This is a genomic window from Pseudomonas sp. GW821-FHT09C10, assembly GCF_059418085.1.
In genome coordinates this window covers 89,235-113,535 of sequence record NZ_JBWKPE010000004.1, presented here as the reverse complement: position 1 = coordinate 113,535, position 24,301 = coordinate 89,235, and the positions used below count along the sequence as shown (strand labels likewise).

At 61.2% G+C, this 24,301-nt stretch carries 26 protein-coding genes and 1 pseudogene; 16 read left to right on the top strand and 11 right to left on the bottom strand.

Annotated elements, in window-relative coordinates; translation table 11 throughout:
* Nucleotides 1–21: 21 nt before the first annotated feature.
* Nucleotides 22–276, bottom strand: a complete 255-nt coding sequence (locus tag AC07OT_RS09830) for a TIGR02647 family protein (RefSeq protein WP_027608325.1) — start codon at nucleotides 274–276, stop codon at nucleotides 22–24.
* Nucleotides 277–371: 95 nt separating this feature from the next.
* Entirely contained in the window at nucleotides 372–656 is a 285-nt protein-coding gene (locus tag AC07OT_RS09825) for a hypothetical protein (RefSeq protein ID WP_027608326.1), read from the bottom strand.
* A 125-nt stretch (nucleotides 657–781) separates the two neighbouring features.
* Between AC07OT_RS09825 and AC07OT_RS09820 the strand changes: the two genes are divergently transcribed.
* Nucleotides 782–1,441 carry a glutathione S-transferase family protein gene (locus AC07OT_RS09820; RefSeq protein WP_495107975.1) on the top strand — a complete coding sequence of 220 codons (660 nt, stop codon included), beginning with the start codon at nucleotides 782–784 and terminating at the stop codon, nucleotides 1,439–1,441.
* Between the two features lie 36 nt (nucleotides 1,442–1,477).
* On the opposite strand, the gene argH is transcribed toward AC07OT_RS09820, so the two are convergent.
* A complete protein-coding gene (argH, locus tag AC07OT_RS09815; RefSeq protein WP_141607570.1) occupies nucleotides 1,478–2,872 on the bottom strand; it encodes an argininosuccinate lyase in 1,395 nt (464 codons plus the stop codon).
* Between the two features lie 389 nt (nucleotides 2,873–3,261).
* On the opposite strand from argH, the pseudogene AC07OT_RS09810 reads away from it, so the two are divergent.
* From AC07OT_RS09810 to AC07OT_RS09775, 8 genes and pseudogenes are all read left to right on the top strand, one after another.
* Nucleotides 3,262–3,378, top strand: a pseudogene (locus tag AC07OT_RS09810) (sensor histidine kinase); the annotation flags it as partial.
* A complete protein-coding gene (locus AC07OT_RS09805) occupies nucleotides 3,375–4,121 on the top strand; it encodes a LytR/AlgR family response regulator transcription factor (RefSeq protein ID WP_495107974.1) in 747 nt (248 codons plus the stop codon). The pseudogene AC07OT_RS09810 and the gene AC07OT_RS09805, both read left to right, overlap by 4 nt.
* A gap of 137 nt (nucleotides 4,122–4,258) precedes the next feature.
* A complete protein-coding gene (hemC, locus tag AC07OT_RS09800; RefSeq protein WP_495107973.1) occupies nucleotides 4,259–5,200 on the top strand; it encodes a hydroxymethylbilane synthase in 942 nt (313 codons plus the stop codon).
* Nucleotides 5,197–5,955: a uroporphyrinogen-III synthase gene (locus AC07OT_RS09795; protein WP_495107972.1), complete on the top strand. Its 759-nt coding sequence runs from the start codon at nucleotides 5,197–5,199 to the stop codon at nucleotides 5,953–5,955. The genes hemC and AC07OT_RS09795 overlap by 4 nt, the downstream gene beginning before the upstream one ends.
* An 18-nt stretch (nucleotides 5,956–5,973) precedes the next feature.
* Nucleotides 5,974–7,098 (top strand): uroporphyrinogen-III C-methyltransferase, encoded by a 1,125-nt coding sequence (locus AC07OT_RS09790; protein WP_065938013.1) that lies wholly within the window; start codon nucleotides 5,974–5,976, stop codon nucleotides 7,096–7,098.
* Between the two features lie 5 nt (nucleotides 7,099–7,103).
* Nucleotides 7,104–8,345, top strand: coding sequence for a heme biosynthesis protein HemY (locus AC07OT_RS09785; protein ID WP_115485501.1), 1,242 nt, complete (start codon nucleotides 7,104–7,106; stop codon nucleotides 8,343–8,345).
* Nucleotides 8,346–8,581: 236 nt separating this feature from the next.
* Complete coding sequence (locus tag AC07OT_RS09780) at nucleotides 8,582–9,103, top strand: disulfide bond formation protein B (protein WP_495107971.1); 522 nt, start codon at nucleotides 8,582–8,584, stop codon at nucleotides 9,101–9,103.
* Between the two features lie 209 nt (nucleotides 9,104–9,312).
* On the top strand, nucleotides 9,313–9,771 hold the full coding sequence (locus AC07OT_RS09775) for an Rsd/AlgQ family anti-sigma factor (protein WP_027608335.1): 459 nt from the start codon (nucleotides 9,313–9,315) through the stop codon (nucleotides 9,769–9,771).
* Nucleotides 9,772–9,823: 52 nt separating this feature from the next.
* Here AC07OT_RS09775 and AC07OT_RS09770 read toward each other — a convergent pair whose 3' ends face one another.
* On the bottom strand, nucleotides 9,824–10,501 hold the full coding sequence (locus tag AC07OT_RS09770) for an FKBP-type peptidyl-prolyl cis-trans isomerase (RefSeq protein ID WP_495107970.1): 678 nt from the start codon (nucleotides 10,499–10,501) through the stop codon (nucleotides 9,824–9,826).
* A gap of 192 nt (nucleotides 10,502–10,693) precedes the next feature.
* On the opposite strand from AC07OT_RS09770, the gene AC07OT_RS09765 reads away from it, so the two are divergent.
* Nucleotides 10,694–11,839 carry an AlgP family protein gene (locus AC07OT_RS09765; protein WP_495107969.1) on the top strand — a complete coding sequence of 382 codons (1,146 nt, stop codon included), beginning with the start codon at nucleotides 10,694–10,696 and terminating at the stop codon, nucleotides 11,837–11,839.
* On the opposite strand, the gene AC07OT_RS09760 is transcribed toward AC07OT_RS09765, so the two are convergent.
* A complete protein-coding gene (locus tag AC07OT_RS09760; RefSeq protein ID WP_495107968.1) occupies nucleotides 11,836–12,300 on the bottom strand; it encodes a TIGR02444 family protein in 465 nt (154 codons plus the stop codon). The genes AC07OT_RS09765 and AC07OT_RS09760 overlap by 4 nt on opposite strands.
* Before the next feature lie 50 nt (nucleotides 12,301–12,350).
* Here AC07OT_RS09760 and AC07OT_RS09755 point away from each other — a divergent pair, with 50 nt between their 5' ends.
* The 3 genes from AC07OT_RS09755 (at nucleotide 12,351) to AC07OT_RS09745 (ending at nucleotide 15,557) form a co-directional block, all read left to right on the top strand.
* Complete coding sequence (locus tag AC07OT_RS09755) at nucleotides 12,351–14,261, top strand: ATP-binding cassette domain-containing protein (RefSeq protein WP_065926670.1); 1,911 nt, start codon at nucleotides 12,351–12,353, stop codon at nucleotides 14,259–14,261.
* Nucleotides 14,261–14,833, top strand: coding sequence for a mechanosensitive ion channel family protein (locus AC07OT_RS09750; protein ID WP_003176850.1), 573 nt, complete (start codon nucleotides 14,261–14,263; stop codon nucleotides 14,831–14,833). The genes AC07OT_RS09755 and AC07OT_RS09750 overlap by 1 nt, the downstream gene beginning before the upstream one ends.
* Nucleotides 14,834–14,924: 91 nt before the next feature.
* Entirely contained in the window at nucleotides 14,925–15,557 is a 633-nt protein-coding gene (locus tag AC07OT_RS09745; protein ID WP_027608340.1) for a LysE family transporter, read from the top strand.
* A 135-nt stretch (nucleotides 15,558–15,692) separates the two neighbouring features.
* Here the strand turns inward: AC07OT_RS09745 and AC07OT_RS09740 are convergent, their stop codons facing one another.
* Genes AC07OT_RS09740 through AC07OT_RS09725 form a run of 4 tightly spaced genes read right to left on the bottom strand, consistent with a single transcriptional unit; the run spans nucleotide 15,693 to nucleotide 18,836 of the window.
* On the bottom strand, nucleotides 15,693–16,433 hold the full coding sequence (locus AC07OT_RS09740; RefSeq protein ID WP_495107967.1) for a penicillin-binding protein activator LpoB: 741 nt from the start codon (nucleotides 16,431–16,433) through the stop codon (nucleotides 15,693–15,695).
* 3 nt (nucleotides 16,434–16,436) lie between these two features.
* Nucleotides 16,437–17,024, bottom strand: coding sequence for a penicillin-binding protein activator LpoB (lpoB, locus tag AC07OT_RS09735; RefSeq protein WP_027608342.1), 588 nt, complete (start codon nucleotides 17,022–17,024; stop codon nucleotides 16,437–16,439).
* A gap of 35 nt (nucleotides 17,025–17,059) precedes the next feature.
* The gene (locus AC07OT_RS09730) at nucleotides 17,060–17,431 is read right to left on the bottom strand and encodes a YcfL family putative periplasmic lipoprotein (RefSeq protein WP_495100845.1); all 372 of its coding nucleotides are present in this window, start codon (nucleotides 17,429–17,431) and stop codon (nucleotides 17,060–17,062) included.
* A 10-nt stretch (nucleotides 17,432–17,441) separates the two neighbouring features.
* A complete protein-coding gene (locus tag AC07OT_RS09725; RefSeq protein WP_141156281.1) occupies nucleotides 17,442–18,836 on the bottom strand; it encodes a COG3014 family protein in 1,395 nt (464 codons plus the stop codon).
* A gap of 267 nt (nucleotides 18,837–19,103) precedes the next feature.
* Between AC07OT_RS09725 and AC07OT_RS09720 the strand changes: the two genes are divergently transcribed.
* Together AC07OT_RS09720 and AC07OT_RS09715 are read left to right on the top strand one after the other, a co-directional pair.
* A complete protein-coding gene (locus tag AC07OT_RS09720) occupies nucleotides 19,104–20,999 on the top strand; it encodes an FTR1 family protein (protein WP_495107966.1) in 1,896 nt (631 codons plus the stop codon).
* A gap of 1 nt (nucleotide 21,000) precedes the next feature.
* The gene (locus AC07OT_RS09715; RefSeq protein ID WP_115485510.1) at nucleotides 21,001–21,456 is read left to right on the top strand and encodes a YaiI/YqxD family protein; all 456 of its coding nucleotides are present in this window, start codon (nucleotides 21,001–21,003) and stop codon (nucleotides 21,454–21,456) included.
* A 29-nt stretch (nucleotides 21,457–21,485) separates the two neighbouring features.
* Here AC07OT_RS09715 and elbB read toward each other — a convergent pair whose 3' ends face one another.
* The gene (gene elbB / locus AC07OT_RS09710) at nucleotides 21,486–22,151 is read right to left on the bottom strand and encodes an isoprenoid biosynthesis glyoxalase ElbB (protein WP_495107965.1); all 666 of its coding nucleotides are present in this window, start codon (nucleotides 22,149–22,151) and stop codon (nucleotides 21,486–21,488) included.
* A 116-nt stretch (nucleotides 22,152–22,267) separates the two neighbouring features.
* Between elbB and AC07OT_RS09705 the strand changes: the two genes are divergently transcribed.
* A complete protein-coding gene (locus tag AC07OT_RS09705) occupies nucleotides 22,268–23,503 on the top strand; it encodes a sterol desaturase family protein (protein WP_495107964.1) in 1,236 nt (411 codons plus the stop codon).
* Here AC07OT_RS09705 and AC07OT_RS09700 read toward each other — a convergent pair.
* Nucleotides 23,484–24,122: a DedA family protein gene (locus AC07OT_RS09700; RefSeq protein WP_495107963.1), complete on the bottom strand. Its 639-nt coding sequence runs from the start codon at nucleotides 24,120–24,122 to the stop codon at nucleotides 23,484–23,486. The genes AC07OT_RS09705 and AC07OT_RS09700 overlap by 20 nt on opposite strands.
* Between the last annotated feature and the right edge of the window lie 179 nt (nucleotides 24,123–24,301).

The following is a 24,301-nucleotide window of genomic DNA, read 5'->3' as shown; positions in this document are numbered from 1 at the left end:
CTCCATGGGCGGTATACGGTATCAGGCGGCTTCTTTGGTGTTGGCGGTGCTCAGGATGGTCAGCAGGGTTTGGGCCTGCTCTGCAGCGTCCCGGCCAAGGCTGGTCAGGTAGCCTCCGTCCGGTTGGTCGATAAGCCCTTTCGCATGGAGACGCTTGGCAGCGGCGATGGCAGAGGGAGCAGCGGTCTGATGGACTTTCAGACCTTCCTTGGTGCTGTCCAAGGGGAAGAGTACAAGGATTTCCAGTTCGGCAACCAACTCAGGGGTATACGACATAAGGACTCCAGACTTTCTAAAATTTATTAGAGGCTAGCAGGCCATAAGGTGAACGCACTTTGCCGAACTGTCCAGCGTGTTGCGGTGTGTCGGGATTATTCCTTTTCGGGCGGCAGCTCAGGCAGTGCCCGCAGCGCTGTTTCATACCATTCGGTATTGAAGGCGCGGTCCTCATCCAGCATCGCGTCGATCTCGAAAGCCAACACGTGAGCCATGAGATTCAGGATCTCTTCACGTTCATAGCCCACCAGGGTCAGTTTATTGAACGTGGCCTTGGCGGCAGGCGGGTTGTCGCTTTCGATCTGGTTTTCGATCGCTTCGATCAAGGTGTTTTCGGTGAACGCTTCTTCGTCGCTGTCGATATCGGTCGGCTCGCTCATGGCAGGCTCCTCAAGGAAAGGGCGCCAGTCTACCCCCATTCAGGCAGGTGATGCTGCTGGTCAGGCCGGCCCCGGGGATCTATAACTTCTGCAGCCAACCCCGCACACGGCCTGGAGGCTTTGCGATGCTCAAGCTTTACGGATTTTCGGTCAGCAACTACTACAACATGGTGAAACTGGCACTGCTGGAGAAAGGCCTGCCTTTTGAGGAGGTGCCCTTTTATGCCGGGCAAACCCCTGAGGCCCTGGCGGTCAGCCCCCGTGGCAAGGTGCCGGTGCTGGGCGTGAAGCAGGGTTTCGTCAACGAAACCAGTGTGATCCTCGAATACATCGAGCAGACCCAGGAAGGTCCGTCGCTGTTGCCGGCCGAACCGTTCCAGCGTGCCCAAGTGCTGGCGTTGTGCAGGGAAATTGAGCTGTACATCGAATTGCCCGCCCGCGCGTGTTTTGCCGAGGCGTTTTTCGGTATGCCGGTGCCGGAGGCGATCAAGGAGAAATCCAGGGCTGAGTTGCTGCTGGGGATCGGCTCTTTAGGCCGTCACGGCAAGTTCGCGCCTTATGTGGCGGGGGAGGGCTTTACGATTGCGGATCTGTATTTCATGTACAGCGTGAACCTCGCCTGTGCGGTGGGCGAGAAGCTGTTTGGCCTGGACCTGCTGGCTGAATTGCCGGCGGCCAAAGCGTTACTGGAGCGACTGCATGCCATGCCTAATGCACAAAAAGTGGCGGCGGACAGGGAGGCCGCGATGCCGGCGTTCATGGCTATGATTGCGGCCAAAAAATGATCAGATGTGGGAGGGGTTGCCCCCCTCCCACCTTTTTCAGCGGCTGGCGAGCAGGGCCTGGCCGCGAGCGACCGCAGCCTTCACCTGTGCCGGCGCGGTACCGCCCACGTGGTTACGGGCATTCACCGAGCCTTCCAGGGTCAACACGGCAAACACGTCCTGTTCGATCTGGTCACTGAACTGGCGCAGCTCTTCCAGGCTCATTTCCGCCAGGTCCTTGCCGGTGTCGACGCCGTATTTCACCGCATGGCCAACGATCTCGTGGCAGTCGCGGAACGGCAGGCCACGGCGTACCAGGTAGTCCGCCAGGTCAGTCGCCGTGGAGAAACCGCGCAGGGCCGCTTCACGCATGATCGCGTGCTTGGGCTTGATCGCCGGGATCATGTCGGCAAACGCGCGCAGCGAGTCGCGCAGGGTGTCTGCGGCGTCGAACAGCGGTTCCTTGTCTTCCTGGTTGTCCTTGTTGTAGGCCAAAGGCTGGCCTTTCATCAGGGTCAGCAGGCCCATCAGTGCGCCGAATACACGGCCGCTCTTGCCCCGCACCAGTTCGGGCACGTCGGGGTTTTTCTTTTGCGGCATGATCGAGCTGCCGGTGCAGAAGCGGTCCGGCAGGTCGATGAACTGGAATTGCGCACTGGTCCACAGCACCAGCTCTTCGGAGAAACGCGACAGGTGCATCATCGCGATGCTGGCGGCGGCGCAGAATTCGATGGCGAAGTCGCGGTCCGACACGCCGTCCAGGGAGTTGCCGCCGACGGCATCGAAGCCCAGCAGCTGCGCGGTGTATTCGCGGTCGATCGGGTAAGTGGTGCCGGCCAGGGCAGCGCTGCCGAGCGGCATGCGATTGGCGCGCTTGCGGCAATCCACCAGGCGCTCGTAGTCGCGGCTGAGCATTTCGAACCAGGCCAGCAGGTGGTGGCCGAAGGTCACGGGTTGTGCGGTTTGCAGGTGGGTGAAGCCGGGCATGATGGTGCCCGCCTCACGCTCGGCCTGCTCCAGCAAGCCTTTCTGCAAGCGGGTGATTTCGGCCAGGATCAGGTCGATTTCATCGCGCAGCCACAGGCGGATGTCGGTGGCCACCTGGTCGTTACGGCTGCGACCGGTGTGCAGTTTCTTGCCGGTCACACCGATACGGTCGGTGAGGCGCGCCTCGATGTTCATGTGCACGTCTTCCAGGTCGACACGCCAGTCGAACGTACCGGCTTCGATCTCACCGCGGATGGTGGTCAGGCCATCGATGATGCTGTCGCGCTCGGCGTCGGTCAGGACGCCGACCTTGGCCAGCATCGTCGCGTGGGCGATGGAGCCCATGATGTCGTGGCGGTACAGGCGCTGATCGAAGGTGACGGAGGCGGTGAAGCGGGCGACGAAGGCGTCGACGGGTTCACTGAAGCGGCCGCCCCAGGACTGGTTGGTCTTGTCGGTGCTCATGGGTTCGCTCGTGGTCTGCTTATTAAGAGGCATGAAAGTGTGGCGGCGATAATAACAGGGTTGCCCTTGCAGGCGGTGCTGCGGGTCGTCGGCATTTTTATTTGTGCAAAGGATGGCTAAGTGCCTTGCCGCCGACCGCGTCCGGGACGAGACTGGAGGCAGCTGCTTATTGATACGATATTTGACGATTGAGCAATATCGTCTCGGCGAGCGTCTACAGTTGGACTGATAGTGTGTGAATGCACCAAAGTCGGGTAATGCGGTCAGAGCCTGACTATCCATTTAAAAGGGGGGTATTCGGATTGTGTATCAGCAAACCCTACGACGATGCCCGAAGGCAGCAGATCTTGGGCGCTATTGAACAGGTCCGGGTAAATATGGGTGCCGCTGTCAGGGCACTTTTTGCCGCTCGCGCTAGTCTTAGCGTGGATCGCTGTGACGCAAGTCACCGCACCTGTCTACGCTATCCTTGTGCGAGACTCACGCAGGAATCCAGCGCTATATGAATGTCCTGATCGTTGATGACGAACCCCAAGCCCGCGAGCGACTGAACCGTTTGGTCAGTGAACTCGAGGGTTATACAGTCCTTGAACCGAGTGCCACCAGCGGAGAGGAAGCGTTGACGTTGATCGACAGCCTCAAGCCGGACGTGGTGTTGCTCGATATCCGCATGCCGGGCCTCGATGGCCTGCAAGTTGCTGCTCGCCTGAGTGAGCGCGAATCGCCACCCGCCGTGGTGCTGTGCGCCTCTCAAGAAGAGTTTGCCGCGCAGGCACTGGAAGCCAGTGGTGTCAGTTTCGTAGTCAAACCAGTGACTGCCGAGGCTTTGCTCAGGGCCTTGAAGAAAGCCGAGCGCCCCAACCGCGCCCAACTGGCTGCCCTGACCCAGCCGGCCGCCCAGAGCGGCAACGGGCCGCGCAGCCATATCAGCGCCCGTACACGCAAAGGCATCGAACTGATCCCTTTGAACCAGGTGGTCTACTTCATTGCTGATCACAAGTACGTGACCCTGCGGCATGAGGCTGGCGAAGTGTTGCTCGATGAGCCGCTCAAGGCCCTTGAGGATGAGTTCGGTGATCGCTTTGTGCGTATCCACCGGAACGCGCTGGTGGCCCGTGAGCGAATCGAGCGCCTGCAGCGCACGCCACTCGGGCACTTTCAGTTATTCCTCAAAGGGCTTAACGGGGATGCGTTGATCGTCAGCCGGCGCCATGTCGCCGGCGTGCGCAAGATGATGCAGCAGCTTTAGCCCGAGGGTTTTGGCGAGCTTGTAGTCATTATCCCGGTGCGACGTGGCCAGGGAGGCCCCGCACTTGCTGATTCAAATCAAGGCGTGTTTGCCTGAGCTGTTATTATCTGCCGTATCTATTCAGTACGGATTGATCCATGTCCTCTCGCGAAATCCGCATCGCCACCCGTAAAAGCGCCCTGGCCTTGTGGCAGGCCGAATACGTCAAAGCACGCCTTGAGCAGGCCCATCCCGGCCTCAAGGTGACCCTGGTGCCCATGGTCAGTCGCGGCGACAAGCTGCTCGACTCGCCGCTGTCGAAGATCGGCGGCAAGGGCCTGTTCGTCAAGGAACTGGAAACCGCGCTGCTGGAAAACGAAGCCGACATCGCCGTGCATTCCATGAAAGACGTGCCCATGGATTTCCCTGAAGGCCTGGGCCTGTTTTGCATCTGTGAACGTGAAGACCCGCGTGACGCCTTCGTTTCCAATACCTTCGAGTCTTTGGATGACTTGCCTCTGGGCAGCATTGTCGGCACCTCCAGCCTGCGCCGCCAGGCACAACTGTTGACCCGTCGTCCGGACCTGCAGATTCGCTTCCTGCGCGGCAACGTCAACACCCGCCTGGCCAAGCTGGATGCCGGTGAGTATGACGCGATCATCCTCGCCGCCGCCGGCCTGATCCGTTTGGGCTTCGAAGACCGCATCACCTCGGCCATCAGCGTCGAAGACAGCCTGCCTGCTGGCGGGCAAGGCGCCGTGGGTATTGAATGCCGCACTGCCGACCGTGAAATCCACGCGCTGCTCAAACCCCTGGATCACCATGAGACCGAAGTGCGTGTCACGGCCGAGCGCGCCCTGAACAAGCACCTCAACGGTGGCTGCCAGGTGCCGATCGCCTGCTACGCCGTGCTCGAAGGTGAAAACCTGTGGCTGCGTGGCCTGGTTGGGGATCCGGATGGGGGCACTCTGCTGACTGCCGAAGTGCGTGGTCCGCAGCGTGATGCCATCGCCCTGGGTGTCCAGGTGGCTGAAGAGCTGCTGGACAAGGGCGCTGGCGCCATTCTGCAAAAAGTCTACGGCGAGGCCGGCCCGCAGTGACCGATTGGCGCGTGCTGCTGACACGGCCTGCCGAGGAATCGGCGGCCCTGGCGGCGGCGTTGTCCGAAGCCGGTATCTTCAGCAGCAGCTTGCCTTTGCTGGACACTGAACCGTTACCCGTTACCCCTGAACAACAGTCCGTCTTCGGCGATCTTGGTCGCTACTGTGCGGTGATCGTGGTGAGTAAACCGGCCGCGCGGCTTGCCGTGCAGCAGTTGGATCAAGCCTGGCCGCAACTGCCGTGGTTCAGCGTCGGTGCGGCCACCGCGCAGGTCCTGGCTGATCATGGCCTTTGCGTTCACTATCCCCAAACCGGCGACGACAGCGAGGCCTTGCTTCAATTGCCTGCGTTGCGCGAGGCTATCGCACGGCCCGGTGCGCGGGTGTTAATCCTGCGCGGCGAGGGGGGGAGGGAGCTGCTGGCTGAGCGTTTGCGCGAGCAAGGTGCTAGTGTCGACTACCTGGAGTTGTATCGTCGTTTCCTTCCGGCCTACGACACCGGTGTACTGACCCAGCGCATCCAGTTGGAACGCTTGAACGGCCTGGTGGTCAGCAGTGGGCAGGGTTTTTTGCACCTGCAGGCCCTGGCCGGATCCGATTGGCCACAGGTGGCGCAGCTGCCGTTGTTCGTGCCCAGCCCGCGAGTCGCCGAGATGGCGCGGGCCGCTGGCGCAGAAAAAGTTGTGGATTGTCGCGGCGCGAGTGCCGCGGCTTTGTTAGTGGCGTTACGGAGTCATGCCGTTCCCACTCTCTGATACGCAAAGGACGGATACGTGAGCGAAACAGCCTTGCCTAAAGATGAAACCCAACCCGCACTTGATGCGCCGGTTGAGTCACCGGTCACCGCGCCGCGCCGCGGCAATGGCCTGGCAGTTGTCGCCCTGCTGCTTGGCGCTGCTGGTGTTGCCGCCGGCGGTTGGGGTCTCTGGCAGGTCCGTGCCCTGCAAGCCAGCAGCCAGCACCAGCTGGGTCAAGTGCAGACCCTGGATGACCAATCCCAGGCCCTCAAGCAAAGCCAGCAACAACTGGCTGCACGCCTGGCGCAACTGCCGGGGGCGGATGAGCTCGAGGAGCGCCGTCGGCTGGTGGCCCAGTTGCAGGGTGACCAGCAGCGCTTGAGCCAGCGCCTGGAAACCGTGCTGGGTGCCAGCCGCAAGGATTGGCGCCTGGCTGAGGCCGAACACCTGATTCGTCTGGCGAGTTTGCGCTTGTCTGCCTTGCAGGACATCAACAGCGCCCAGGCGTTGGTCCAGGGCGCCGATGAGATTCTTCGCGAGCAAAGCGATCCGGGCTCCTACGCCGCGCGCGAGCAGTTGGCCAAGAGCCTTGCCGCGTTGCGCAGTACTGAACAGCCGGACCGCACCGGGCTGTATCTGCAATTGGCGGCCTTGCGTGATCAGGTCGTGCAACTGGCGGCCATCGCCCCTGAGTACCAACTGACCGAGCCCGCATCCCAGGGGCGTCCAAGCACCGATACGGACAACCGCTGGAGCCAGTGGTGGGAGCAGATTTCCCGGTACTTCCGCATCGACTTCAACCCCGACGACAACATTCGTCCACTGCTCGCCGGTCAAGGCCTGAACCAGGTACGCCTGGCCCTAAGCCTGGCCCTGGAGCAAGCACAATGGGCGGCGCTCAATGGTGAATCGGCGGTGTACAGCCGCTCCCTGGGTGAGGCACGCAGCGTGTTGCAGGACAACTTCAACCAGGACAACCCGCAAAGCAAGGCGATGCTGGCGCGTATCGCCGAGCTTGAGCCCAAGGCGGTCTCGGTGGTGACACCGGACCTGGCGGCGAGCCTGGCTGCGGTGCAGGCGTACCTCGAACGTCGTCATCTGTCTGCCGACGAAGCCAAGGCGGCTGCCACGCCGGCTGCCACGTCGGCGAAGCAGGAGTAGAGCCGATGAAGCGTTTCTATGTGATCCTGGTACTGGCGATTGCAATCGCCCTGGCATTGGCTGTGGGCATTTCGAAACACACCGGCTACGTGCTGATTACCTACCCTCATGTGCTGCACTACGAGTCGAGCCTATGGGCTACCGTGGTGGCGGTGTTTGTCTTCGGCCTGGCCATCTACTTGATCCGCGTATTGCTGAGCCTGGTCACCACCTCGGGTGGCGTGGTCAACCCGTGGTCGCGACGTAACCGCAGTCGTCGCGTGCAGATCGCCATCGAACAGGGCCAGATGGACCTCGCCGAAGGCCGTTGGGCCAGTGCCGAACGTCACCTGCATCGTGCCGCCGAAGCCGAGCGCCAGCCATTGCTGTACTACCTGGGCGCGGCCCGGGCGGCGAATGAGCAGGGCCGTTATGAAGAATCGGACGGCTTGCTCGAGCGCGCCCTGGAGCGTCAGCCCCAGGCCGAGCTGGCGGTTGCCTTGAGCCATGCGCAGTTGCAATTGGACCGTGGCGACACTGATGGCGCCCTTACCACCTTGCAGGCCATGCACGAGCGCCATCCCCACAACGGCCAGGTGCTGCGCCAATTACAGCGTCTGCACCAGCAGCGTGGCGACTGGTCGTCGGTGATCCGCCTGTTGCCGGAGCTGCGCAAGGACAAGGTGCTGCCCGCCAGCGAATTGGCCGAACTGGAGCGACGTGCCTGGGGTGAGAACCTGAGCCTGGCGGCCCAACGCGAAGAGCAGGGCGAAGCCGGCTTGCAGTCTCTTGAGCGGGCCTGGCAACAACTGACTTCCGCCCAGCGCCAGGAGCCGCAGCTGGTCCTGGCCTATGCCGAGCAACTGCGTCAACTGGGCGCCGATGCCAAGGCGGAGGAAGCATTGCGCGGTGCCATCAAGCGCGGCTACGACAGCCACCTGATTCGTCTCTACGGCCTGCTGCGCGGCAGTGACCCTGCCCGGCAATTGAAGTTTGCCGAAGGCTGGCTCAAGGATCACCCGGGCGATGCCAGCCTGTTGTTGACATTGGGTCGTCTGTGCCTGCAAAACAGCCTGTGGGGCAAGGCGCGGGATTACCTGGAAAGCAGCCTGCAGGTGCAGCGTAATCCCGAGGCCTGTGCCGAACTGGCGCGGCTGTTGGCCCAGTTGGGTGACACTGAACGCAGCAACCAGCTGTTCCAGGAAGGCCTGGGCTTATTGGATAACCGCTTGCTGGCGTCTCCGCTGCCAGCTCCTGCCCGAGTTTGATGTAGGAAGAAGTCTAGGGTTGGCTCAGATATTTCTGATGGCCAGCCCTTCAATGCTGAGCGTATGCCGGCCCTGAGGGGCTTTGAAGCAAACTCCTACGTTCATGCGCTTCAAGTCTTCCATTCTCTGACGGGATGTCCCTACGTTCTCACGGAATCGTCTGCTCTGGCGCGTATTGAAAGGGGTCAGGCCTTTCCTCTAACGTAACGACCTATCTCTCGCGATGCGGATAAAGCATGTCTTTGGCCCCTTCACGCTCCTTGTTTTTCCTTGCGTTCATGGCGGGTGCGCTGACGTTGGGTGCGTCCTTCTATCTTGAGTTCGGTGCCTCGTTACGCCCTTGTTTTCTGTGCCAGATGCAAAGGGCCTTTCTGGCTGCCTTCACGCTGATCAATCTGGTCGCCGCCATCCACAACCCCAGGCGTTCCACTTTTTACCTATATGGGGTTACGAGCATGGTCTGTGCGTTGCTGGGTGCCATCACCGCGGTACGCCAGGTGCTGCTGCAAAATGCCGCAGCGGATCAGGCCGCCGACTGCTGGCCCAGTCTCAGTCACATGCTCGAGAACCTGTCGCTGTGGCAGGCGTTGCAATTGACGGTCAAAGGCACGGTCGATTGTATGGAAATAAGCTGGACGCTATTTGACCTGAGCCTTCCCGAGTGGAGCCTGTTGTTCTTCCTGAGCATGTTGATCCTCGGTGTCATGCAATTTTCCCGACTGTTTTTGAGTCGTCCATTGCGCTCAGCGAGGCGCTGATCGGAGGCCGCAGTTTGTAGGACAGGATTAAACACTTGTATGAACTTTCTCTCCTGCGTACCTTGAAGCCATAGTCATGGGGGCATAATCTGGCCCGCACGCGTTATTGAAACCGTTTGTCAGACGCGGCCTTGTCCCGCTGCTGTTTTATCCTTGAAGTGTTGCGCGGGCATCAGGCGGCAGCGCCCCTATAGGGAAGAGAGATCATCATGCTGGAAAGTTGTCAGAATGCTCAGGAACGCTGGGGTGGGGTGCACAAGCTGATCGACAGCTGGTTGAAAGCACGTCACGAACTGGTTCGGGCCTTTGATGCTCTTGGCGCCAAGCCCGAGGCCCTGGCTGAGAATCGCAAGCCGTTGCAGGAATTCTGTGAAGTGTTGGTGGACTATGTGTCTGCTGGCCATTTCGGTGTCTACGAGCAGCTGACCAAAGAGGCGGAAGCCTTCGATGATAAGCGTGGTCTGGAACTGGCCGAGACCCTTTACCCGCGTATCGATGTCATCACTGAGAAACTGCTGGCGTTCACCGATCTGTGTGATGCCGGCCAGTGCGTTGCTGAGAAATTCAAGGAGTTGGGTGGCCTGCTCCATGAGCGTTTTGAACTGGAAGATTGCCTGATCGAAGTGCTCCACAACGCCCATAAGGAAGAAGCTGTCCCCCAGGCCTGACCTTTGCGGGCGAGATAAAAACGGTGCGCATGGCGCACCGTTTTTTATTGGCTCAATGACGGGTACCGAGTAATTCGATCTCGAATACCAGTGGCGTATATGGCGGGATCAGCTCGCCGGCACCGTCGCCTCCATAAGCTTGGGCCGATGGGATCACCAGGCGCCATTTGGCCCCGACCGGCATCTGCTGTAACGCGCTGCTCCAACCGCTGATCACACTGTCCAGGCGAAACCACTGGGGTTGTGTGCTCTGATCGAAAACCGTGCCATCGGGCAATCGCCCAACGTAGTTCACCTGGACCTGATCATTTGCGCCAGGCTTGTTACCCGTGCCGGGTGTCAGTTCAGTGAGCAGGATGCCATCGGCCAACTCACGCACTCCTTTCGCGGCTTTTTCCTTGGCTAAAAACTGCTGCTCGGCGGCAAGTGCCTTTTCACTTTCAGGCGCTTGGGCATCGGCTTCGGTCTGCGCTTCGTGCTCGGCAAGAATCTGTTCGATGCGCGTGTTATCCAACGCCAGCGGCTTGCCTTGATAGGCTTGTTTGAGGCCGTCGATCAAGGCCTGGATCTGCAGGTCCGGGACTTCCTGGCGCAGGCGCTCACCGAGGCTGGCGCCCAGGCTGTAGGCGAGATCGTGCTGATCTTGGGGCGTAGTTTTTGACGGTGATTGCTCGCTTGCATTGGCCGCGGAAATCGCCAGGCCCAGCACAAGGAAAAGGTAACGCGACATGGGCATTCTCCTGCCGAAAGTGCGACGGATTATGCCAGTGCGTGTACGTAAAAAGTGCCGTGTGTTTTCGTTATATCGATAAGAATTTTCGCACGTTGCAACGCAACGCAAACGATACTGTCAACATGCCCTAGCGGCGGTAAGAGCAGAGGGCTAGTATGAGCCGCACCCACGTCAGCCAGGAGGTAAACCATGTCGGCCAAACAGAAGCCTGTAAATACCCCGTTGCATTTACTCCAACAATTGTCGGGCAGCTTGCTCGAACATCTGGAAAGCGCATGTTCCCAAGCGTTGGCCGATGCAGAAAAACTGCTCGCCAAGCTGGAAAAACAACGCGGTAAAGCGCAAGAAAAACTGCACAAATCCCGCACCAAACTGCAAGACGCCGCCACTGCCGGCAAGGCCAAGGCACAGGCCAAAGCCAAAGACGCAGTAAAAGAACTCGAAGACCTGTTGGACGCTCTCAAGGATCGTCAAGCTGAAACCCGCACCTACATTTCCCAACTCAAAAAAGATGCTCAAGAAAGCCTGAAGCTGGCCCAGGGCGTTGGTCGTGTGAAGGAAGCCGTAGCTAAAGTGCTGGGTGCCCGTGCACCGGCTAAAGCGCCAGCCAAGCCAGCGGCTAAAGCCACGGTTGCAAAACCCGCTGTGAAGCCAACTGCCAAAACTGCTGCTGCCAAACCAGCCGCCAAGCCAGTTGCCAAAACTGCTGCTGCCAAACCAGCCGCCAAGCCAGTTGCTAAAACCGCTGCTGCAAAACCGGCTGCCAAGCCAGTTGCTAAAACCGCTGCTGCAAAACCGGCTGCCAAGCCAGTTGCTAAAACCGCTGCTGCCAAACCAGCTGCGAAGCCAGTTGCCAAAACTGCTGCTGCAAAACCAGCTGCCAAGCCAGCTGCTAAAACCGCTGCTGCAAAACCAGCTGCGAAGCCAGTTGCCAAAACCGCTGCTGCCAAACCAGCTGCGAAGCCAGTTGCCAAAACTGCTGCTGCCAAACCAGCCGCTAAGCCAGCTGCCAAAACTGCTGCTGCCAAACCAGCCGCCAAGCCAGTTGCCAAAACCGCAGCTGCGAAACCAGCTGCGAAGCCAGTTGCCAAAACTGCTGCTGCCAAACCAGCCGCCAAGCCAGTTGCCAAAACCGCAGCTGCGAAACCAGCCGCCAAGCCGGCTGCCAAACCTGCTGCTACAAAGCCAGCCGCCAAGCCTGCCGCTGCGAAACCAGCACCGGCCAAGCCAGCAGCACCTGCTGCTACTCCGGCAGCGACCACCGCTCCAACCGCATCGGCCAGCAGCACCCCTGCACCGGTAGCGCCAAGCACCACCCCAACCAGCGCTTCCTAAGTGCCGGTGATCATGATGCGCAGCTGCTGCAGCGCGTCATGGTCAAGGTCGGCGGCATCCTCAGCCGCCAGTCCTTCCAGCCACCGCGGTTGAGTCATCTCCCCTCTCGGCCATGCCTGCGTCAACGCTTCCAGGCGCGTCAGCAATTGCCGTTCGGCATCCAGTTCCAGGGCTTTGACCCGCTCGCGCAGCGCCGCCAGTTGCTCATCCTGCTGCACCATGGCGCGCCATTGCACACGCAGCTGCCGCAAGGGTTCGATCACCTGCGCCTGCCATGGTTGCGCCAGTTGTTGCAGGATGCGCATGCGCTCCGGCTCGAGTGCCACACCCCGCTGTTCCAACCATGCGCCGCAGAGCAACAGGCACACGTCCGCCCCTTGCTCCTGCAAGCGCAGGCAGGCAGCTTCGACGCCCGGGCGGGCGTAAGTCGAGAGAGCAAAGCTCCACAGGTCAGCGTTCATATTCACACCCAAGCCAGCGGCCAACGAAGCTGGTAGACTCCGCCGCCATTATGATCCGACTTCAAAGCCTAACATTACAGCGTGGCCCGCAACGTCTTCTCGAAGACGCCGAGCTGACCCTGCACGCCGGTCACAAAGCCGGCCTGATCGGTGCCAACGGCGCCGGCAAATCCACGTTGTTCGCCCTGTTGCTGGGTGAGCTGACCCCGGATTCCGGGGACTGCTTGCTGCCGGCCGACTGGCGCATCGCCCATATGCGTCAGGAGATCGACACCCTGGACCGCATCGCGATCGACTACGTGCTCGATGGCGACCTGCGCCTGCGCCAGGTGCAACACGACCTGGCCGAGGCCGAGAAAGCTCAGGACGGCGCCGCCCAGGCCCGCCTGCACGCGGAACTCGACAGCGCCGACGGCTACACCGCCGACGCCCGCGCCCGCAAGATGCTCGCCGGCCTTGGCTTCACCAACGAACAGATGGATCGTCCGGTCGCCGACTTCTCCGGTGGCTGGCGCATGCGCCTTAATCTGGCCCAGGCGTTGATGTGTCCCTCGGACCTGCTGCTGCTCGACGAACCGACCAACCACTTGGACCTCGATGCGATCCTGTGGCTGGAGGACTTCCTCAAGAGCTATCAGGGCACCTTGCTGCTGATTTCCCACGACCGGGACTTCCTCGACGCCGTGGTCGACAACATTGCCCACGTCGAACAGAAGAAGATCACCCTCTACCGTGGCGGCTACACCGCGTTCGAACGGGCGCGTGCCGAGCGCCTGGCTCAACAGCAGCAGGCGTTCGAGAAGCAGCAGGCGCAGCGTGCGCACATGGAAAGCTACATCGCCCGGTTCAAGGCCCAGGCCACCAAGGCCCGCCAGGCCCAGAGCCGGATCAAGGCCCTGGAGCGCATGGAAGAACTGTCGGCGGCCCACGTCGATTCGCCGTTCGACTTTGTGTTCCGCGAATCAGTGAAAATCTCCAGCCCGTTGCTGGACCTCTCGGATGCACGCCTGGGGTATGGCGAGAAAACCATCCTGGAGAAGGTCAAGCTGCAGCTCACCCCGGGTGCGCGCATCGGTTTGCTCGGCCCGAACGGCGCGGGCAAGTCGACGCTGATCAAGAACCTCTCGGGCGAGCTGCAACCCCTGGCCGGTCGTTTGACCCGTGGCGAGAACCTGGTGGTGGGCTACTTCGCCCAGCATCAGTTGGACTCCCTCGACGCCAAGGCCAGCCCGCTGCTGCACCTGCAACGCCTGGCGCCGACCGAGCGCGAGCAAACCCTGCGCGACTTCCTCGGTGGCTTTGACTTCCGTGGCGCGCGCATCGATGAGCCGGTGCTGAACTTCTCCGGTGGCGAAAAAGCCCGCCTGGCCCTGGCGTTGATCGCCTGGGACCGCCCGAACCTGCTGCTGCTCGACGAACCGACCAACCACCTCGACCTGGAAATGCGCCTGGCGCTGACCATGGCCCTGCAGGAATTCAGCGGTGCGGTTCTGGTGGTGTCTCACGATCGCCACTTGCTCAAGAGCACCACCGACAACTTCCTGCTGGTAGCGGATGGCAAGGTCGAAGAGTTCGACGGTGACCTGGACGACTACGCACGCTGGCTCACGGATTACCGCCTGCGCAATGCGCCGGTCAGCAACACCCCGGTCAACCCGGACAAGACCGACAAGAAAGCCCAGCGCCAGGCCGCTGCCGCCCTGCGCCAGCAGTTGGCGCCACACAAGCGCGAAGCCGACAAGCTTGAGGCCGAGTTGGGCAAGGTCCACGAGCGCCTGGCCAAGATCGAAGCCAGCCTGGGCGACAGCGCCGTGTACGAGGCTGCGCGTAAGGATGAGCTGCGCGACCTGCTGGCCGAACAGGCCAGGCTCAAGGTGCGCGAAGGGCAATTGGAGGAAACCTGGATGGAAGCCCTCGAACTGCTGGAAACCCTGCAAGCGGAGCTGGAGGCGCTGTCCTGATGGAGGCCTTGCAACTGCCGTTGCCTGCGCAATGGATCGAGCCTGTATGGATCGGCGTGCAAATCCTGCTGATCCTGCTGGCCGGCTACCTCGCCCAGCGGTTTGTCGCCAAGGGCCTGACGCGCCTGGGTGAGCGCTACCCGTTCCCGCCGCAACTGCTGATGCCCCTGCGTGGCGGATTGCGCTGGCTGATCATGGGCAGTGCGTTGATCTTTGTGCTGGGGCGGCTGGGTGTTTCCGCTACGGTGTTGTGGACCGCGCTGTCGGGGTTTGTCGCAGTGGCGGCAGTGGCGTTTTTCGCCATGTGGTCGGTGTTGTCCAACCTGCTGTGCGCGATCCTGATCTTTACCGTCGGACCGTTTCGCCTCGGTGACATCGTCGAGTTGGTGGATACCGTCGACAAGCCCGGCGTGAAGGGCAGGGTAGTGGCGATCAACTTGCTCTACACCACACTGATCGAAGTAGAAGCCGCAGGCACCGACAGCGCCATCGTACAGGTGCCTAACAGCCTGTTCTTCCAGCGCTCGGTGCGGCGTTGGCCCGGCACCCATGTGTTCCCGGGCGACCGCTAGCGTTTACATCCTGTAAAAATTTATAGCCAGCCTCTGCTCGGCGGAGTTAGCTTAAGGCACAACATTCGCTGACTCATTCCCGAGGTGTGCAATGGCACTCGACACGTGGCTGGCCTTTTTCCTGGCCAGTTGGATCATCTCCCTTTCCCCTGGCGCCGGCGCCATCGCTTCGATGTCCAGCGGCCTGCAATACGGCTTCCTGCGCGGATACTGGAACGCCATTGGCCTGCAACTGGGCCTGGCCATGCAGATTGCCGTGGTAGCGGGCGGTTTGGGTGCCATTCTGGCGGCGTCGTCGACCGCGTTCTACGCGATCAAGTGGTTTGGCGTGGCGTACCTGGTGTACCTGGCCGTCAAGCAATGGCGTGCCTTGCCCATGGACATGGCCGATGACGCGGCGATACGCCCGCTCGGCAAGCCGATGGCGATGATGTTCCGTGGTTTCCTGGTCAACGCCAGCAACCCCAAGGCCCTGGTGTTCATGCTGGCGGTGCTGCCGCAGTTCGTGAATCCCCAGGCGCCGTTGCTGGTGCAGTACCTGATCATCGGTGCGACGATGATCAGCGTCGATATGATCGTGATGGCCGGGTATACGGGGTTGGCGTCCAAAGTCCTGCGCCTGTTGCGCACGCCCAAGCAGCAGAAACGCGTGAACCGGACGTTTGCCGGATTGTTCGTAGGGGCCGCGGGTTTCCTGGCCAGCTTGCATCGCGCAACGGCGTAAACCTCGGTACTTGAACGTGTGGGAGGGGGCTTGCCCCCGATGGCGGTGTCTCAGCTACAGCTAAGTTGACTGACACCCTGCTATCGGGGGCAAGCCCCCTCCCACATTGGTTTGTGTTGCCTTGAGGATTACCGTTCAGTGCAGGATCTTCGGCGCTTCATCCCGTGGCAGGTGGTTGCGCGGCACCGGCTGGCCCGGGTCCTGATACCCACCGCCCAACTGTTCCGCCAACTGCCTGGCGACGTCCTCACCCAGCGCCTTCGACACCTCCTTCACCACCCGCGGCCGGTTCAGGCTCACGCGTATGTCGCGGCTGTTCACCAGCTTGGTGTCCTGGCCTTCGCCCATGGCGGTAAACGCCGAGGTGATTTCGTAGGTGCGCGTATTGATCAGGCTGAAATCCGCCACCAGCGTCAGGCCCAGCACTGCCGAGTAGCTGTTGGTGTGGTCCAGGGCGTTGATGTCCTGGGTGAAGTCGATGTCTGACAGCGTTCCGAACAGCACATAGTCCGCGCCCTTGAAGTGACCGGCCTTGATGCGCTTGATCACGTCATAGACGTCACCCTTGGCATCGGCGGTGTAGGGCCTGCCCTGCACCAGCTGGAACTGGCGGGACTTGAGAATCTCCCCCTTGATATCACCGCTGAACTTGCGCAGCTCGATCTGCTCGATGTAGCTGCTACGGCTCTCGTACTCGCTGTAGTTCGATGCACCGCTGGCGTTATAAGCGCTGGCCTGGAAGTTGTTGCTGGCCGAAACCTGGTGGATGTATTCCTCGACCTGCGCCTGGTAGGCCAGGTCGGTCACCGCGATCTTGGGGGCGGCCGAGGCGCCAAAGGCGCACAACAGGCCGATCAAACCAATCCATGCACGCATTGCCTAGCGCTCCGTGGTCTTGCGGATTTCTTTTTCGTCCATCCATTCAGCCAGGCCGCTCTCGACGTCGATCAGCTGCAGGCTGAACTTGTAGAACACGTCCTTGTAGTCCGAGCTACGCTTGACGATGGAGCTGATGGAGCCTTCCAGGCGGTACTTGGCGGCGACCATGTTGCCGGTCTTGCTGACGCTGGACTTCTTGTACAAGCCGCTCTGGTTCTGCAGCTTGAGCTGGTCGACCTGGCTCTGCATGTCGGTGTTGTCGCTGGCGAAGCGTGCGGTGCCGGTCTTCATCAGCTGGGTCTTGATCGACGTGGTGATCTCGCGGGTGTCGATGTACTCGCTGGTCTTGTTCTTCACGTCATACACCTGCACCACCGGGCGGCCTTGCAGGATGCCGGACTGGGCCAGGGAGCGGGTCATGCTTTCGGCGATCATCTGCAGGTCGGTGGAGCCGAACTCGTTGGTCACCAGTTCCACCGCCTTGGTGTCGCCGTAGCTGATGTTTTTACCCCCCAGTACCGGGGAGGTATTCGCGCAGCCGCTGGCCAGGACGGCAACCACGGCGAGGATCGAGAAACGTGCAAGCATGGGGAAATCTCTCAGCAGCAAAAAGAATGAACGGCTCAAGGGGTTTTGACTTCAAGGCGGAAGTCCGCGGCCTGGGGCACATTGGCAATGGCGGGCAGGAAGGTCGCCTGGTTGGCGTACAGGTTCAGCACCTTCCAGGTCTCTTCATCGCCCACCGGGAAACCATCGGCGCCCAGCCAGGCGAAGCGGTAATACATCATCTGGTTACTGCTGGTGATGTTGCTCAGTTGCACCTTGGCGGTGAGGAAGCCGTTCTCGCGGGCCACACGAATGGCGCCGACCGCGATGCCCTTGAACTTGCCCATCACCACGATCTTGCTCGCAGCGCTGCCAGGTTCCGGTGGTGGCGGGGTGGCACAGCCGACAAGCAGGACCAGCGCCAGTGCGCCGAGGATAAAGTGACGCATAGGGTGCTCCTTAAGGTTGTTTGAGGGCGATGGCCTGGGTTGTCGTGCCGGGCAGCACATGGGCGGCGAGGCCACCGGCGAACACTTGGTTGCCGACCATGCGCAGGGTGATCACCTGGTAGCGCTGGTCGGCCTTGATCGTTACCAGCGTGCCACCCAGGGCGTTGGGCAGGCTGACCTGGTGTTCACCGCGCTTCAGGCGCAGGCGCGTGACTTGGGTCATGTCCGGCAGGGTGCGCCAGGTGCGGGTGTCGGCGCCTTCGGTCACGGCCGAGGCGATACCCAGTACCAGGCCTGCCATGGGGTTGGTCTTGTTCAGGTTGTTCTGCGCCACACCACGGCTTACCGCACGCACGGTGGTGCGCAGAATGATCCCCGGCATGTCGTCACGCAGGGCGCGGCGGGACATGGCTGTGGTGCTGTTGAGCACCGTGAGGTTCTGTTGCTGGCCGTCGACACCGATCTGGGCGAAGGTCGCCGTGGAGGTGTCGGCCTTGATCACCGGGAACGACAGTGGGGTGATCACCAGGTTGCCATTGATCGGGATCGGCAGCGGCAGGCGTATCGAGTCGCGGGCGGGTGCGAGGCCGCTCTGCACCACGATCAGCACGTCGGTTTCATCACTGCCGACCTTGGATTTGTCCAGGTCGAGCAGCGCTTTTTCCAGCAATGGCGTGTTAGGACGCAGCTCGATAGCCTTGCGATAACCGGGCGCGGCCAGGTCTTTTTCGCCCAGGGCTTCGTAGACGAAGCCGGCCAGGTAATGGCTGAATGCACTCTGGTAGCTGTTCTTCAGGCCGACCACCTCCGGCGCGTCGAGGGCTTGCACCGGGTAGCCGTGCAGGTCCTTGATCTGGGTGGTCACGCCCTGGCGCTCGGCTTCGTCTTCGCGCTTGAGGTATTCCTTGTCGCGCAGGTCGGCGATCACTGCTTCGCGTTCGTGGGTCTTCTTGATTTCGGTGCGTGCGCCGTCGAAGTCGTTCAAGGCCAGCAGGTTCAGGGCCATCTGCGTGGTCAGCATGACTTTTTCGTAGTCATAGCCTTCGTAGCGACGCACCTTGTCATTGGCCAGGAAGCTGCCGAACTGGGACAGGTATTTTGCGCTGTCGAACTTGACCGACTCTTCCCACTTGTAGACTTGCAGGTCGGCGCTGCGCCAGGCGGTCTGGCTGCCTGTCAGGTCGCCCTTGGCCCGCAGCAACTCGCCCTTTTCGAAGAAATACAGCAGGTCTTTGTCTTCGCCGGTGTTGTTCTTTTCCAACAAGGTCAGGGCGGCGTCGACATTGCCGGTGGCCAGTTGCTGGTTGGTGGCTTGCAGCTCGGCGTCGTAGCTGCGAAACATTGAACAGCCGCTGAGCAAAGTGACTGCCGCGAGCGCGAGCGGAGGTAAGGCGCGAAAAGCCATGTCACTTCTTCCCTGAAAGTAGTCAACCAATATGGTGATTCCTCATAAAGCAGAGGAACGAAATTCCCTTTCGCACTAACAGGGCGCGGCATTATAAGCATCGTTACTGGCAAAACAATGGCTTTTTGCCTCATCTGAGCTGGCCAAGATGCCACTAACGTATCTCTCAAATGCCCGTTCTCCCAAACGACAAATCACTAACGCCTTGAGTCAAACCCTTTAACGCTTAACAATGTGTTACTTCGTATTTCCACTTGAGATTCGTTCATGATTGCGCCCTTCCGTTTTCTCGCCTGGCTGCTGTTGCCGGCCTTGATGTCGTGCAGCTTCAACCTGCTGGCCGCGACGGCCGAGGGCGCGCCACAAGCCCTGCATCTGCTGGACTACATTGGTGCCGACTACCCACCGACGGTGGCGGCGGGCAAGGTGGTGGATGATTCGGAATACCGTGAGCAGGTAGAGTTTCTCGGGGTCTTGCAGGGGTTGGTGGCGGATTTGCCGCAAAAGCCCGAGCGCGCGGAGCTGGTGAAGGGGGTCGAGGAACTGCTGGCGGCTGTCACCGCCCATGCAGACGGCGCGACCGTCGCTCGCCAGGCCCGCCAGTTGGGCGCCAAGCTGGCAGTCGCGTATGAAGTCAGCCAAGCCCCGGCCATCACGCCCGACCCGACGCGCGGCGCACCGCTCTACGCCCAGCACTGTTCGGTGTGCCACGGCACTGCCGGTGCCGGCGATGGTCCGGCCGGCGTGGGGATGACGCCGCCTCCGGCCAATTTGACGGATGCTGCGCGCCTGGATCGCCTGAGCCTCTACGCGATCTACAACACCCTGGGTCTGGGTGTCGAAGGCACTGACATGCCGTCCTTCGCCGACCAACTGGACGACCGCCAGCGCTGGGACCTGGCCACCTACATTGCCGGCTTCACCGCCGACCCGGCTGCGGCGAAAAGCGAGCAGCCCTTCAACCTTGCCGACCTGGCTCGCCAGACGCCTAATGAAGTGCTGGCCGCAAGCGGCCCAACCGCTGCCGCGACCTTCCGCGCCCAGCGTGCGCAACCGCCGCAGGTCAAGCGCGGCCCGGCGCAGTTGCTCGATTACACCGCCAGCACCCTGGACAAGAGCCTCGCGGCGTTCCGCAGCGGTGACCACGAGCAAGCCTATGACTTGTCGGTGGCGGCGTACCTGGAAGGCTTTGAGCTGGTGGAAAGCTCACTGGATAACGTCGATGCCAACGTGCGCAAGGACACCGAGAAGGCCTTGATGGCTTACCGGCAGTCGTTACAGGACGGTCTGCCGATCGAGCAGGTGCAACAGCGCCTGGACGTGGCCAAGGGCAAGCTCACCGAGTCCGCAGGCTTGCTGGGCAGCGATGGCTTGAGCTGGTCGTTGAGCTACATCTCCGGTCTGCTGATCCTGCTGCGTGAAGGCCTGGAAGCCATCCTGGTGCTGGCGGCGATCCTCGCGTTCCTGCGCAACACCGGCCAGCAATCGGCGGTGCGCAGCGTCAACGTCGGCTGGGGCCTGGCGCTCTTGGCCGGCTTGGCCACCTGGGCACTGGCGGCGTATGTGATTGACGTCAGCGGCGCCCAGCGCGAATTGCTCGAAGGCTGCACGGCGCTGTTCGCCAGTGTGATGGTGCTGTGGCTTGGCGTGTGGATGCACGACCGTCGCCATGCCGCGGCGTGGCAGGACTACATCAAGAGCAGCCTGGTGGGCGGTGGTGGACGTTTCGGTTTTGCGATATTGGCGTTCTTCTCGGTCTACCGCGAGCTGTTCGAAGTGATCCTGTTCTACGAAACCCTGTGGCTGCAAGCGGGCCCGGCCGGGCACAACGCGGTGCTGGCGGGTGGTGCAACGGCGTTGGTGCTGCTGGTGGGCCTGGCCTGGGTGATCCTGCGCGGTTCGGCGAAACTGCCGCTGGCGCTGTTTTTCGGCATCAATGCGGGGCTTCTGTGCGCGTTGTCGGTGGTGTTCGCCGGACATGGCGTCAAGGCGTTGCAGGAAGCCGGCATCTTCGGCACCCGGCCGGTGGCGTTCTTTGACTTCGACTGGCTGGGCATCCACGCCGATGCATACTCGTTGAGCGCACAGGCCGTGGCGATCCTGGCCATTGTGGTGCTCTACGGTCGCAGCCGGCTGGCAGAAAAGCAGCGAGTGGCGGCATAACATGCGCGTATGGATCGATGCGGACGCCTGCCCCCGGGCCGCCAAGGACCAGGTGGTGAAGTTCGCCCTCAAGCGCCAGTTCGAAGTTGTATTGGTGGCGGGGCAGAGCCAGATCAAGCCGAGCTTCTCGTGCGTGAAGTTGATCGTGGTGCCCAGCGGCCCGGACGCAGCAGATGACTATTTGGTGGAGCACGCCGTGCCCGGTGAACTGGTGATCTGCAGCGATGTGCCCCTGGCCGACCGCCTGGTGAAGAAGGGCGTCACGGCCCTCGACCCTCGGGGCAAGGAGTTCAGCCCGGCAAACATGAGTGAGCGGTTGGCGGTGCGCAACCTGTTTACCGACCTGCGCGAGCAGGGCCAGATGGGCGGTGGACCACCGCCCCATGGGGAGAAGGACAAGCAGGCGTTTGCCAACGCACTCGACAGGATACTGACGCGGTTAATGCGCCAGTCCTGATCCGGTGGAGAGGGAGCCCGGCATCGCCACTAATCGTTCTCGTGGGTCAGCTCCAGCACCCGATCCACCAGCTTGTTGATGCCTGAAGCCACTTCAGTGATGCTCTTGCCGAGCATATAGGCGGGCGTACTGACCAACTTGCGTGCGGTGTCCTCGACAATGTCTTCCACGCTGCATTCCTGGTGGGTGGCGCCCATCTTGTCCAGGGCTGCGGCAGTGTCGGTGTCGTTGCCGATGGTGCAGGTCACGCCCGGGCCGTAGATCTTCGCGGCCAGGGCCGGCGAGATGCAGATCAACCCCACCGGCTTGCCCGCTTCGGCAAAGGCCTCGGCCAGCTCCAGCACTTGCGGGTTGACGCTGCAACCCGCGCCTTCGACGGCAAAGTTCGACAAGTTCTTCGCCGCACCGAACCCTCCGGGTACGATCAGCGCATCGAACTCGTCGGCGTTGGCGTCTCGAATATCCTTGACCTCGCCCCGGGCAATGCGGGCCGACTCCACCAGCACATTGCGCGACTCGGGCATTTCCTCGCCGGTCAGGTGGTTGATCACGTGCAACTGGGCGATATCGGGTGCAAAACACTGGACCTGAGCACCGCGCTGATCCAGGCGCAGCAGGGTGATCACGCTTTCGTGGATCTCTGCGCCGTCGTACACGCCGCAGCCGGAAAGGATCACTGCAATCTTTTTGCTCATGGGCATTTCTCCTGGAGTCTTGGCATTAAATGTCTACTAATTTGTCACCTGTTGCCAATGGGATCTCGCGCCGCTGCACCTAATCTTGATGTAACAAAAATAGACCGGACCAGACCATGGACTTCGTGCCTTACGCGGTACCGTTTTTCATTGCCTTGATTGTGGTGGAGCTGCTCGCCGACCGTTGGCGTGGCCAGCGCAACTACCGGGTGGCGGACGCCATCAACAGCCTCAGCACCGGCGTGCTGTCCACCACTACTGGCTTGTTGACCAAGGGCGTGGGGCTTTTGACCTATGCGTTCGCCCTCAAGCACCTGGCGTTGATCGAGCTGCCTGCCCAGAGTGTCTGGACCTGGGTGTTCGCGTTTGTGTTCTACGACTTCTGTTATTACTGGCTGCACCGGATGGGGCACGAGCGCAACATCCTGTGGGCCGCGCATTCGGTGCATCACCAGAGCGAGGACTACAACCTCAGCACCGCCCTGCGCCAGACCAGCACCGGCTTCCTGCTGAGCTGGATTTTCTACCTGCCCCTGGCCGTGCTTGGCGTGCCGCTGGTGGTGTTTATCAGCGTGGCGTCCCTCAACCTGTTGTATCAATTCTGGGTGCATACCCGGCACGTGCCCAAGCTTGGCTGGTTCGAGTGGTTTTTCGTCACGCCATCCAATCATCGGGCCCACCATGCACAGAACGCTCTCTACATGGATCGCAACTACGGCGGTGTGTTCATTCTTTGGGACCGGCTGTTCGGCACCTTCCAGGAAGAAGACGACAACGAGCCGGTGATTTTCGGCGTGACCACACCCTTGGCCAGCTGGAATCCGTTATGGGCCAACCTGCAGTTTTATGCACAGCTCTGGAGTGATGCACGGCGTACCGAGAGTCGGTGGGACAAGCTGCGCATCTGGTTCATGCGTACCGGTTGGCGCCCGGCGGACGTGAAGGCCAAGTATCCATCGGCCAAGCCCGACTTGAGCCAGTTCCGCAAATTCGAGGTGCCGCTGGACACGCGCCAACAGGTCTATATCGCCCTGCAGTTCGCGGCGTATGTGGGATTTGGCAGCTACTTGATGAATTTCGGCGAGGGGCTGCCCAGTGCAGCGCTGATCGTCGGCTGGAGTGCGATGGCGCTTGGGTTGTTTACCCTCGGCGTGGCCCTGGAGAATCGCTCATGGGCCTTAAAGGCCGAGCTGATACGCCTGGCGCTGAATGTGCCGTTGGTGTGGCTGGCGCCGGTGGTCGGGCTGTGGCCGGCAAGCAACCTGGGCTGGCTGGGCCTGGCGAGCTACAGCCTGCTCAGCGGGATTGGCCTCTACTGCTGCAGAGGCCGGCTTACTCGACTGGTGTCTTAGGCGCTTCTACCGGGGCGGGCTCGGTAGTGGCTGGCTGCGCCTTGGCGTCGGCACAGGCCTGGCGGGCGATACGGGCGTTCTTGAAGCGGCGGCGCAGCCACAGGCCAAAGCCCAGCAGCAGCAAAGCGCCCAGTACCCACAGCTCGTATTTCTTGACGCTGCCCAGCATGCCTTCCAGCACCGCGCCGAAGTGATAGGCCGCAGCGCCCAGGGCCGCGGCCCAGATTGCAGCACCAATACCGTTGAGGATCAGGTAGCGCAGGGGCGGGTAGCCTGACAGGCCGATCGCAACGGGCATTACCGTGCGTAAACCGTAGACAAAGCGGAAGCTCAGCACCCAGATATCCGGGTGCCTGCGGATATGCTCCAGGGCCTTGTCGCCCATCAATTGCCAGCGCGGCTTGCGCGCCAACAGTTTGCGGCCGTGCTTGCGCCCCATGTAATACCAAAGCTGGTCGCCGGCGTAGCTACCGAAGAAGGCAACGACCACCACCAGGTTGATATCCATGTACCCACGGAACGCCAGGAAGCCTGCGAGAACCAGGATGGTTTCGCCTTCGAAGAACGTGCCTAGGAAGAGGGCAAAGTAGCCGAAGTCATGCAGAAATTGTTGAAGCATGGTCTGGGTGCTGGCGAAATGAACGCGCAGCCTACGCCTTCGTGAACATTCATGAAAGTATCGAGATGTGTCACGAAGTGAACAATTCCTACATTGGGCGACGAATGCGACTACAGGTCGCATCGTTAAGCACAACTGTCATACCTTCGTCATAATGCCCGCTTATAACTGCAACGCTC

Bases quoted from the DNA above. Each gene is read 5' to 3' on its own strand.
- AC07OT_RS09830 (WP_027608325.1), bottom strand. From the start codon at position 276: ATGTCGTATACCCCTGAGTTGGTTGCCGAACTGGAAATCCTTGTACTC.
- AC07OT_RS09825 (WP_027608326.1), bottom strand. From the start codon at position 656: ATGAGCGAGCCGACCGATATCGACAGCGACGAAGAAGCGTTCACCGAA.
- AC07OT_RS09820 (WP_495107975.1), top strand. From the start codon at position 782: ATGCTCAAGCTTTACGGATTTTCGGTCAGCAACTACTACAACATGGTG.
- argH (WP_141607570.1), bottom strand. From the start codon at position 2,872: ATGAGCACCGACAAGACCAACCAGTCCTGGGGCGGCCGCTTCAGTGAA.
- AC07OT_RS09805 (WP_495107974.1), top strand. From the start codon at position 3,375: ATGAATGTCCTGATCGTTGATGACGAACCCCAAGCCCGCGAGCGACTG.
- hemC (WP_495107973.1), top strand. From the start codon at position 4,259: ATGTCCTCTCGCGAAATCCGCATCGCCACCCGTAAAAGCGCCCTGGCC.
- AC07OT_RS09785 (WP_115485501.1), top strand. From the start codon at position 7,104: ATGAAGCGTTTCTATGTGATCCTGGTACTGGCGATTGCAATCGCCCTG.
- AC07OT_RS09780 (WP_495107971.1), top strand. From the start codon at position 8,582: ATGTCTTTGGCCCCTTCACGCTCCTTGTTTTTCCTTGCGTTCATGGCG.
- AC07OT_RS09775 (WP_027608335.1), top strand. From the start codon at position 9,313: ATGCTGGAAAGTTGTCAGAATGCTCAGGAACGCTGGGGTGGGGTGCAC.
- AC07OT_RS09770 (WP_495107970.1), bottom strand. From the start codon at position 10,501: ATGTCGCGTTACCTTTTCCTTGTGCTGGGCCTGGCGATTTCCGCGGCC.
- AC07OT_RS09765 (WP_495107969.1), top strand. From the start codon at position 10,694: ATGTCGGCCAAACAGAAGCCTGTAAATACCCCGTTGCATTTACTCCAA.
- AC07OT_RS09760 (WP_495107968.1), bottom strand. From the start codon at position 12,300: ATGAACGCTGACCTGTGGAGCTTTGCTCTCTCGACTTACGCCCGCCCG.
- AC07OT_RS09755 (WP_065926670.1), top strand. From the start codon at position 12,351: ATGATCCGACTTCAAAGCCTAACATTACAGCGTGGCCCGCAACGTCTT.
- AC07OT_RS09750 (WP_003176850.1), top strand. From the start codon at position 14,261: ATGGAGGCCTTGCAACTGCCGTTGCCTGCGCAATGGATCGAGCCTGTA.
- AC07OT_RS09745 (WP_027608340.1), top strand. From the start codon at position 14,925: ATGGCACTCGACACGTGGCTGGCCTTTTTCCTGGCCAGTTGGATCATC.
- AC07OT_RS09740 (WP_495107967.1), bottom strand. From the start codon at position 16,433: ATGCGTGCATGGATTGGTTTGATCGGCCTGTTGTGCGCCTTTGGCGCC.
- lpoB (WP_027608342.1), bottom strand. From the start codon at position 17,024: ATGCTTGCACGTTTCTCGATCCTCGCCGTGGTTGCCGTCCTGGCCAGC.
- AC07OT_RS09730 (WP_495100845.1), bottom strand. From the start codon at position 17,431: ATGCGTCACTTTATCCTCGGCGCACTGGCGCTGGTCCTGCTTGTCGGC.
- AC07OT_RS09725 (WP_141156281.1), bottom strand. From the start codon at position 18,836: ATGGCTTTTCGCGCCTTACCTCCGCTCGCGCTCGCGGCAGTCACTTTG.
- AC07OT_RS09720 (WP_495107966.1), top strand. From the start codon at position 19,104: ATGATTGCGCCCTTCCGTTTTCTCGCCTGGCTGCTGTTGCCGGCCTTG.
- AC07OT_RS09715 (WP_115485510.1), top strand. From the start codon at position 21,001: ATGCGCGTATGGATCGATGCGGACGCCTGCCCCCGGGCCGCCAAGGAC.
- elbB (WP_495107965.1), bottom strand. From the start codon at position 22,151: ATGAGCAAAAAGATTGCAGTGATCCTTTCCGGCTGCGGCGTGTACGAC.
- AC07OT_RS09705 (WP_495107964.1), top strand. From the start codon at position 22,268: ATGGACTTCGTGCCTTACGCGGTACCGTTTTTCATTGCCTTGATTGTG.
- AC07OT_RS09700 (WP_495107963.1), bottom strand. From the start codon at position 24,122: ATGCTTCAACAATTTCTGCATGACTTCGGCTACTTTGCCCTCTTCCTA.